Below are 9,048 nucleotides of genomic sequence, written 5' to 3'. Positions count from 1 at the left end.
TTTCTTAATAGGATTTAGTAACTTTTGATAAAATTGATACAGTCATATTTTGCTATTCTGCAGATATTATGATTATGACTGCATTAATCAGTTTACATAAGGAATTTGCAAAGTTTGTCACTATAGGTGTTATTAACAGACTTCACATATAATTCAGATAATCCAACTGTTAGCAATTTAAAATAAAGATTGTACACCGAATGAAGTAAATTATAACGTTTCATATAAAAACCAATTTTTAAGTATTTATTTCTGTCCGTTATTGACACCTATTTGTCAGAATCTAAGGGGATATTGTTGGCATCTTTGCAGCGTAATTAAATTGAAATCAATCAAATATGATTAATAGTTTTTATTTTGTCCTTTGTTCTCGTAGTAATAGTATTGGTACTGCATGATGAATTTTTATAAATTAAAATTGGAATGAAAATGATTTAATATCGGAAGCTAATTAGACAAACAAAATAGCAATTAAAAAACTATAACCTTATTAGCTAACTACAAATAGTCCTTTTGGGCTTCATAGGGCAGCATACAACAAATCTAAAGAAAATTTAAACAAAACAAAATATAATAACAGAATATGACAAGGAGAAATAAAATTATATATTGGGTTCCCACAGCATTTTTATCATTTGGAATGATGGGTAGCGGAATTGCACAAATGCTACACGTAAAAGCAATGGATGAGCTAATTAATCATGTTGGGTACCCATTATACTTTATCTACATAATAGGTGTTTGGAAAATAATAGGAGTTATTGCCATTTTAATTCCAAAATATCCATTAATAAAAGAATGGGCTTATGCAGGTTTCTTTTTTTTAATGACAGGCGCATTGATTTCACATTTAGCTATTGGTGATAGTGGGATTGCTGTTTTTGTACCCTTATTACAAACCATTTTCATTATTTTATCTTGGAATTTTAGACCAGCGAACAGAAAATTAATCCTTAAAAATTAAACGCTACGAACACCAATTTAAATTGATCTTTTGATAAATCAATAAAAAAGGCAAGATGCCTTCCAATAATTAATATTTAAAACATAAATAACATGACTAAACAAGACAGACCAGCTTTAATTCTTATTGATATCCAAAAAGCCTGGGACAATTTACAATATTGGGGAGGACAACGAAACAACCCCGAAGCTGAAAATAATGCGGGCGAACTATTGAAACTATGGAGAAATAATAAACTTCCAATTTTTCATATCAAGCATTGTTCTTCAATTAAAACCTCATTGCTTAATGAGTTAAATGCAGGAAACGAATTTAAAGAAATTGTGAAACCAATTGACGGGGAAACGATAATTAAAAAGAATGTAAACAGTGCTTTTATCGGAACAGATTTAAAGGAACGTCTTGACAAGGAAAAAATTTCTCAACTTATAATTATCGGCTTGACTACTGACCACTGTGTTTCGACAACTGCAAGGATGGCTGGGAATTACGGTTATGAAACTTATGTTGTTTCAGACGCAACCGCTACTTTCAACAAGAAAGGAATTAATGGCGAAAATTATTCAGCAGAACTAATACATGATACGGCATTAGCAAGTTTAAAAGAAGAGTTTGCAACAATTATAACAACTGAAGCATTAAGAAAAATACTTAGCTAAAAATACCGTCAATCAAAATCTGAGTTCTAACTTGAATTACAGATATGAAAATCAGGAAACAAATACTTAGAAAATTGTTAAGCACTAAACCAATACATAAATAGCTTAACTAAATACGTAATAGCCCGCAAAAAAATATAACAGGATCATTCATTTTGAAATTTTTATAGTAACAGAGATTTTATTAATCCTTTACCCTCGATATATTAAAAATAGACACAGTTAAACAACAACATTTAAACAAAATGATAAATTTAAAGGCATGCTTGTTCTGGTTTTTAAAAGCAGTTTATCACTTACATCCAGATTATATCTTTATATTAAAGAATACTTTTTAAATATTCTTAATTAATTCAACTTCTTCATTAATTAAAAAATTACATCAAATACTATGAACAGCAAATTCCTTAACTGGTTTCTTTTTATAGTGCTATCCTTTATTTGGGGCAGCAGTTTTATTCTAATAAAAGAAGGCCTTGTAAGTCTTAACGCTTACCAGGTGGCGTCATTGCGAATTATTTCTTCGGGCTTGGTCTTACTGCCTTCAGCAATTAAAACTTTTAAAGAAATTCCAAAAAATAAGATCTTTATTATTTTTACGTCCGGCGCATTGGGCAATCTTATACCAGCATATTTATTCTGTATTGCCGAACAGAAAATAGATAGTGCTTTGGCGGGCGTTTTAAATTCTCTTACACCCATTTTTGTTATTATCTCGGGTGCAATATTTTTTCACATTAGCACTGCAGCAAATAAAACTTTCGGGATCATTATTGCTCTTATGGGAAGTCTATTATTATTTTTAAGTCAACCCGGCTTTGCACAACACAGCAATGCTTTATCTGTTTCTTTGATTGTGTTGGCAACCTTATCATATGGTTTCAATGTGAATATGGTACACCGTCATCTACAACACGTACCATCGGTAAGAATTGCAGCTCTGGCTTTATCTCTTAATGCAGTATTTGCCTTATTAGTGTTGTATTTTACTGGCTACTTTAAACTGGATTTTTCTAATAAAGGCATCTTATTATCTACTTTTTTCTCTTGTGTGCTTGGCATCTTTGGCACCGCTGTAGCAAGTATTCTTTTTTATATTTTGCTTAAAAGAGCAGGCTCCATATTCGCCTCTATGGTATCATACGGCATTCCAACTGTGGCTATTATATGGGGGATAATTTATGGTGAACAAGTTGGGTGGAAACAAGTTGGCTGCCTGGCAATTATTTTATTAGGCGTATTTGTTGCAAATAGAAATGCAATTTATCATGTTGAACATCATCAAAAACATACCTAAAACAATCAAAAAAACAGTTAATTATCCATTAAAATCAAAAAAATAGATTAAAAAAATGAATTCAAAAATAATTTATCTCTTAACTACAACACTGCTGCTTTTCTTTAGTAGTATGTTTTCGCAAGACAATAATAATGGCAGTTTAGCGAACCAAAAATTTACTTTAAGTGGAACAATTACAGACGCCAAAAGCAACGAAACTTTAATCGGTGTTAACGTATATATTCCTGAATTAAAAACAGGAACTACTACAAATGAATATGGTTTTTACTCCATTACCATACCAAAGGGTAATTATACAGTTCAATTGAGTTTCATAAGCTTCCAAACGCTTACAGAAAGTATTAATCTCGACAAAAACACCAAAAGCAACTTCAAACTTTTCAGTAACGAAGTACAATTAGAAGAAGTCGTGATTACAACTGATAAAAAAGCAACTAATATTAGAAAGGCTGAAATGAGCATCAATAAACTTTCAATCGCAACTATCAAAAAAATGCCAGTTGTTCTTGGAGAAGTAGATGTACTTAAATCACTATTACTTTTACCAGGTGTAACCAATGCGGGTGAAGGTGCATCTGGATTTAATGTTCGTGGTGGTGGTGCAGACCAAAATTTAATCCTTTTAGATGAAGCAACTATTTTCAACTCCTCCCATGTTTTTGGCTTTTTCTCCGTTTTTAATCCCGATGCAATAAAGGATTTGAAATTATACAAAGGGGGAATTCCTGCGAGATTTGGAGGAAGAGCTTCTTCAGTTTTAGATATGTATCAAAAAGATGGAAGCAGTACTGGTTTTCATATGAATGGTGGCATCGGATTAATCTCCAGCCGATTATTAGCGGAAGGTCCTATTGTAAAAGACAAGGGCTCTTTCCTTATTGGTGGTCGTGCTTCTTACGCCCATTTATTTTTAAAACTGTCAGACAAACAAAAAAACAATGCGGCTTATTTCTATGATTTAAATACAAAATTATCATACAAACTAAACCCTAATAATAATCTATTCTTATCAGGTTACTTTGGTAGAGATGTTTTTAGTCTAGATAAAAGTTTTACTAATACCTACGGAAACGCTATTTTAAACCTACGTTGGAATCATTTATATAGTGATAAATTATTTTCAAATCTATCAGCAATATATAGCGATTATTATTTCGGCTTAGGGTTGGATTTAGCCAATATCAATTGGAATTCGGGCATTAAAAATTATAACATAAAATACGATTTCAAGAATTATATTTCTGATAAATTCAAATTAAATTTTGGTGTCAATAGTATTTATTATGCTTTCAATCCTGGAACAATATCCCCAACAAGTGCTAATTCAGGAATAAATTTTAAACAATTAGATAAAAAATACGCTTTCGAACCTGCCATTTATATAGAGGCTCAACAAGAAATCTCTTCAAAGATTTCGCTTTCATATGGTTTGCGATACAGCCTTTTTTACAGATTGGGTCAATCCAATATAAATCTTTATGCAAACAACGAACCGGTAACTTTTGATCAAGACACACAAACCTACCAAAAAGCAACGCCAATAGGAAGTCAATTTTATGGCAAAAACAAAGTAATTCAAAACTATAATTATCTAGAACCTCGTTTCTCAATAGCATATGAGTTGAATAAAAACCAATCTATAAAAGCAAGTTATAATCGAATGGTTCAGTATTTACAATTAGTTTCGAATACGTCATCACCTACTCCATTGGATATTTGGATGCCAAGCGATCAGTACATAAAACCTCAAATTGCTGACCAAGTGGCTTTAGGGTATTTCAAAAATTTTAGCGATGAAAAATATTCTTTGGAAGTAGAAACTTTCTACAAAAAAATTCAAAACAGAATGGATTATATAGATGGTGCGGATTTAGTGGCTAACGAAGCTATTGAGCAAGTAGTTTTAAATGGTCAAATGCGTTCCTATGGTTTAGAATTGATGTTGCGTAAAAACGAAGGAAAATTAACGGGTTGGATTTCCTATACATTATCAAAATCACAACAGCAAACTCCGGGAAGAAACAGTTCTGAAACAGGAATAAACAATGGAGAATGGTATAGTTCTGCCTACGATAAATTGCACAACCTTGCAGTTACAAGTTCCTATAATTTAAACAAAAAATGGACTTTTGGAGCTAATTTCATTTTGCAATCAGGGCAGCCAGTGACCTACCCTAATGGCCAATATACCTATCAGGATATTGTAGTACCAAGCTATGGATTGAGAAATGAAAACAGATTACCAGTGTACCATCATTTAGATATATCTGCAACACTAACACCGCATAAAAATGACAATCGCAGCTGGAAATCGGAATGGGTATTTAGTATCTATAATGTCTACAACCGTAAAAATGCAGCCTCCATAAATTTCAAACAAAATGCAGACACAGGAAATAATGAAGCCTTAAGAACTTCAATTTTCGGAATGGTTCCTTCTGTAAGTTATAATTTTAAATTTTAAAAAATCATAGTATGAAAAATCTAATAATTGTGCTACTAACAGCTACCCTATTTTCAGGATGCACAGATGTAGTGAACGTTCCATTAAATACAGCCAACCCAAAATTAGTAATTGATGCCTCCTTAATTTGGCAAAAAGGGACAACGGGTAATAATCAAGAAATTAAATTAGCTACAACAACTGATTTTTACACCAATGTAATACCAACAGTTTCTGGAGCAACAGTATTTGTAACAAATAGCTCAAATGTTATTTTTAACTTTATTGAAACACCTAATACTGGAATTTATAAGTGTACTAATTTTGTTCCAGTTATTGACGAAACCTACACGCTTACTGTACTTAGTAACGGTCAAAGTTACACGGCATCAGAAACCTTAAAATCAGTAGCTGCTATAACTTCAGTAACTCAAGAAATTCAAACGAATTTCGGTGCAAATGTACTGGAATTAAAAACTTTTTTTAATGACCCAGCCAATGCCGAGAATTATTACCTCTACAAATACAAATTCTCAAAAAATCTAAAACCAGAATATACCATTAATAATGATAAATTTTTTCAAGGAAATACTTTTTTTAGTTTAGCACTAGAAGAGAACACAAATCCCGGAGAACAAGTCGAAATTACACACTATGGTATTTCAAAAGCATATTATAATTATATGAACATTCTTTTGAATATTGCAGGAAGTTCAGGTGGCGGACCCTTTCAAACACCACCTGCAACAGTGAAAGGAAACATAAAAAACGAAACCAATTTTACTAATTATCCTTTGGGTTATTTTAGAATAAGTGAAGCGGATGTAACAAATTATACCATTCAATAATAGATATAGTAAAATTAGTTCAAAAATGAAATCTTTTACAACTATATCCTTTTTCATGGTTTTGCTTATTGCTGTAATCCTATTCCACATAGGTATTATAGTTAAACTAATTCCTTATGAAATCGTTTGGGGTGGACAACTTCATAATGATTCTGAAATGTATACTTTCGAATGCATTTCGATTATTATCAATTTATTTTTAGGTGCAGTTTTAATCGCAAAAGATAGTGCAAAATCTAGACGTTTAAATAAAATACTTGACATAATCTTATTGATTTTCCTTATCGTTTTTTCGCTAAACGCTATTGTTAATGCTTTCGCTAAGACCATATTTGAAAAATCATTCGCTATTATGACACTTACTTTCGTAATTCTTATTTGGAAAATTTTGAATACTAAAAACAATAAATTTTGATTAACTAATTATTATATAGAAAGTGGTACTTGTATAGAAAGTGGTTCTTGTATATTTAAGTTAAAGCAGAAAAAAATGCAAAAAATTCATAGAATTACTTTTTATAGCAACGAACGAATAAAATTTAGAAATTAAATAATGTTTAATTAAACTAAGAAATAACTAAAATTACTTTAATGTTGTAGTTAGTAAAGTGAGCGCAGAAATATATATTCTAAAAATATAAAGTAGAAAAACCCATGATTTTCCTGGCATTTTTTTTAATTAAATGTTTAATTCCCGAATTAAATACCATAAATCCGATGCACACAACTTTTAAACTTATTTTGTAAAAACCAAACAGTACAGTGTGCAATTCGCGAATTAAACACCTTAAATTCCTGAATTTAATAGTAAAAATTCAATCAACACAAGCTTTGAACTTATTTAAAAAAAACTAATAGAATAATGTGCAATTCCAGAATTAAACACCTTAAATTCCTGAATGCAACATCAAAATTGCAATCAACACAGCTCTAAACATATTTTGTAAAAACTAATACTATAATGCGTAATTCGAGAATTAAACACAATAAATTCCTGAATTTACTACAATAAACCGAATCAATACAAACTCTATATTTATTTTTTAAAAACCAAACAGTATAGTGTGCAATTCCAGAATTAAACACCTTAACTTTTAATTTTTAGGTACAAAAAAGATGCCACTGGCACCTACTCTATTTTCTCCTACTCTTCCAACTATCATTATGATACCGTCTTCTCCTCCACTCATAAAACATCCCACGCAACCAAAGCCCTACAAGCCACAATACAACAAACCAAACTATTTCATACCATTCCATCTCTCAAAGATAAAACGACAAGCACACACATAAAAAATACTTTTTGCAATTACTCCCGAATTGACAAGTAAAACTTCGGAATTGACAAGTCAATAAAAAAAACAAAAAAGATGCCGAGGCATCTTTTAAAATAATTCTATAATGGTTTCTCTGGTAAAAAATCCTTTGGTGAGCAATTTAATGCTTTAGCTATTAAATTAAGATGTACAATATTATATTTAGCCTTTTTAGATGGTGCTTCAATCTGTGAAATAAATCCAATATTTTTACCAATAGATAGAGACAAATCTTCTTGTGTTATTTTCTTTGACTCTCTAATTTCTTTAACTTTAGAGATTACATAACGTTCTATTTTATCTAATGATTCATGCATAGTCAAATTGACATAAAAAAGAAACAAAACGTTATGTACTATAGTACATATTTAAAATATATTTATATATTTGTATTTCAAATACATTGAAAAATGTAATTTTGCGAAACTTCATAAAAATATTTGAAGCATTCGCTTAGAATCTCGCACTAGAAAACTGGTAATTTTTGCAACGAGATAATAAGTATGATGCTCACGTCTATTGGCGTGGGCTCACTTATTGTTGCTCGGTATACCAGTACCTCTAGTGCAATAAGCTGAGTTCCATGCCTTTTTTAATTCATAAAGGATACTCACTTTTTATTCTTAGCACTTCTTCAGTAAAGTCTCGCAACAGTTCAATTAATGCAATTAGTTAGTTTGGAGAGACATTGCCTGCGCTCGGCTGCAACTTGCAACGGCAGTGTACTTTCCTTTTCAAAAAACCTTAAAATACAAATGCCTATGAAATAAAAACAGCATCGCATCAGATAAATAATTTGTGCTAATTCGTGGAATTCGTGGTAAAAAAACGGAAACAAAAATCAGTGATAATCTGTGCAATCAGTGGCAAAAAAAAGCGAAGCGAAGCACAAAAAAGCAAAAAAAGGCCCTCTAACTCTTCTTGGCGGACGAATAGAGGACCAAAGCAAACAAAACCGAAGTTTAATTTAACCAAACCAAAAGTATGAATAAAAATTCAATCTTAAAGTATTGGGCTACAATACAACTGCCCAAACTGTACTACATCCTACTCCTAATATGCTGTATAGGAGTTCAGGCACAAACAACCATCAAAGGGATTGTCTCAGATGCCAATGGTTCATTACCCGGCGTAACAATTAAAGTAAAAGACAAGCCAATCGCTGCACTATCAGATAAAAAAGGAAACTATACAGTAACGGTAGAACAAAAAGACATCCTTATATTTTCCTTTATAGGCTATAAGACAATTCAAACTCCAGTAGCAAACCAAACAACAATCAATATTAAACTCGAAGAAGATGCAACAGCGCTAAAGGAAGTAATAATAAATGCAGGATATTATAGTGTAAAAGATAAGGAACGAACAGGAAGCATTGCAAAAATAACTTCCAAGGATATCGAAAACCAACCAGTAACAAACGTCTTGGCAACAATGCAGGGAAGAATGGCGGGTGTAAACATTGTACAGACAAGCGGTGTGCCTGGTGGAGGATTCGAAATACAAATCCGTGGTCAA

8 protein-coding genes are annotated in these 9,048 nt (G+C 31.5%); 7 read left to right on the top strand and 1 reads right to left on the bottom strand.

What is annotated here, in order from left to right:
* The first annotated feature begins 583 nt into the window (after positions 1-583).
* The 6 genes from ABI549_RS12570 to ABI549_RS12545 all read left to right on the top strand — a co-directional run bounded on the left by ABI549_RS12570 (position 584) and on the right by ABI549_RS12545 (position 6,629).
* Positions 584-964, top strand: coding sequence for a DoxX family protein (locus tag ABI549_RS12570; RefSeq protein ID WP_348076808.1), 381 nt, complete (start codon positions 584-586; stop codon positions 962-964).
* Positions 965-1,056: 92 nt separating this feature from the next.
* The gene (locus ABI549_RS12565; protein WP_348076807.1) at positions 1,057-1,623 is read left to right on the top strand and encodes a cysteine hydrolase family protein; all 567 of its coding nucleotides are present in this window, start codon (positions 1,057-1,059) and stop codon (positions 1,621-1,623) included.
* A gap of 391 nt (positions 1,624-2,014) precedes the next feature.
* Positions 2,015-2,920, top strand: coding sequence for a DMT family transporter (locus ABI549_RS12560; RefSeq protein WP_348076806.1), 906 nt, complete (start codon positions 2,015-2,017; stop codon positions 2,918-2,920).
* Positions 2,921-3,032: 112 nt separating this feature from the next.
* Positions 3,033-5,387, top strand: a complete 2,355-nt coding sequence (locus ABI549_RS12555; protein ID WP_348076809.1) for a TonB-dependent receptor — start codon at positions 3,033-3,035, stop codon at positions 5,385-5,387.
* 11 nt (positions 5,388-5,398) lie between these two features.
* On the top strand, positions 5,399-6,214 hold the full coding sequence (locus ABI549_RS12550) for a DUF4249 domain-containing protein (RefSeq protein WP_348076805.1): 816 nt from the start codon (positions 5,399-5,401) through the stop codon (positions 6,212-6,214).
* A gap of 25 nt (positions 6,215-6,239) precedes the next feature.
* On the top strand, positions 6,240-6,629 hold the full coding sequence (locus tag ABI549_RS12545; RefSeq protein WP_348076804.1) for a hypothetical protein: 390 nt from the start codon (positions 6,240-6,242) through the stop codon (positions 6,627-6,629).
* Positions 6,630-7,610: 981 nt separating this feature from the next.
* Here ABI549_RS12545 and ABI549_RS12540 read toward each other — a convergent pair.
* Positions 7,611-7,847, bottom strand: coding sequence for a helix-turn-helix transcriptional regulator (locus ABI549_RS12540; protein ID WP_348076803.1), 237 nt, complete (start codon positions 7,845-7,847; stop codon positions 7,611-7,613).
* Between the two features lie 667 nt (positions 7,848-8,514).
* Between ABI549_RS12540 and ABI549_RS12535 the strand changes: the two genes are divergently transcribed.
* A partial coding sequence (locus ABI549_RS12535) for a carboxypeptidase-like regulatory domain-containing protein (RefSeq protein WP_348076802.1) occupies positions 8,515-9,048 on the top strand: 534 nt, incomplete at its 3' end.

This window comes from Flavobacterium sp. (assembly GCF_039932285.1).
Lineage (GTDB): Bacteria > Bacteroidota > Bacteroidia > Flavobacteriales > Flavobacteriaceae > Flavobacterium.
Note: the sequence above shows the minus strand (reverse complement) of the source record. Positions and strands in the feature narration are given on the sequence as shown.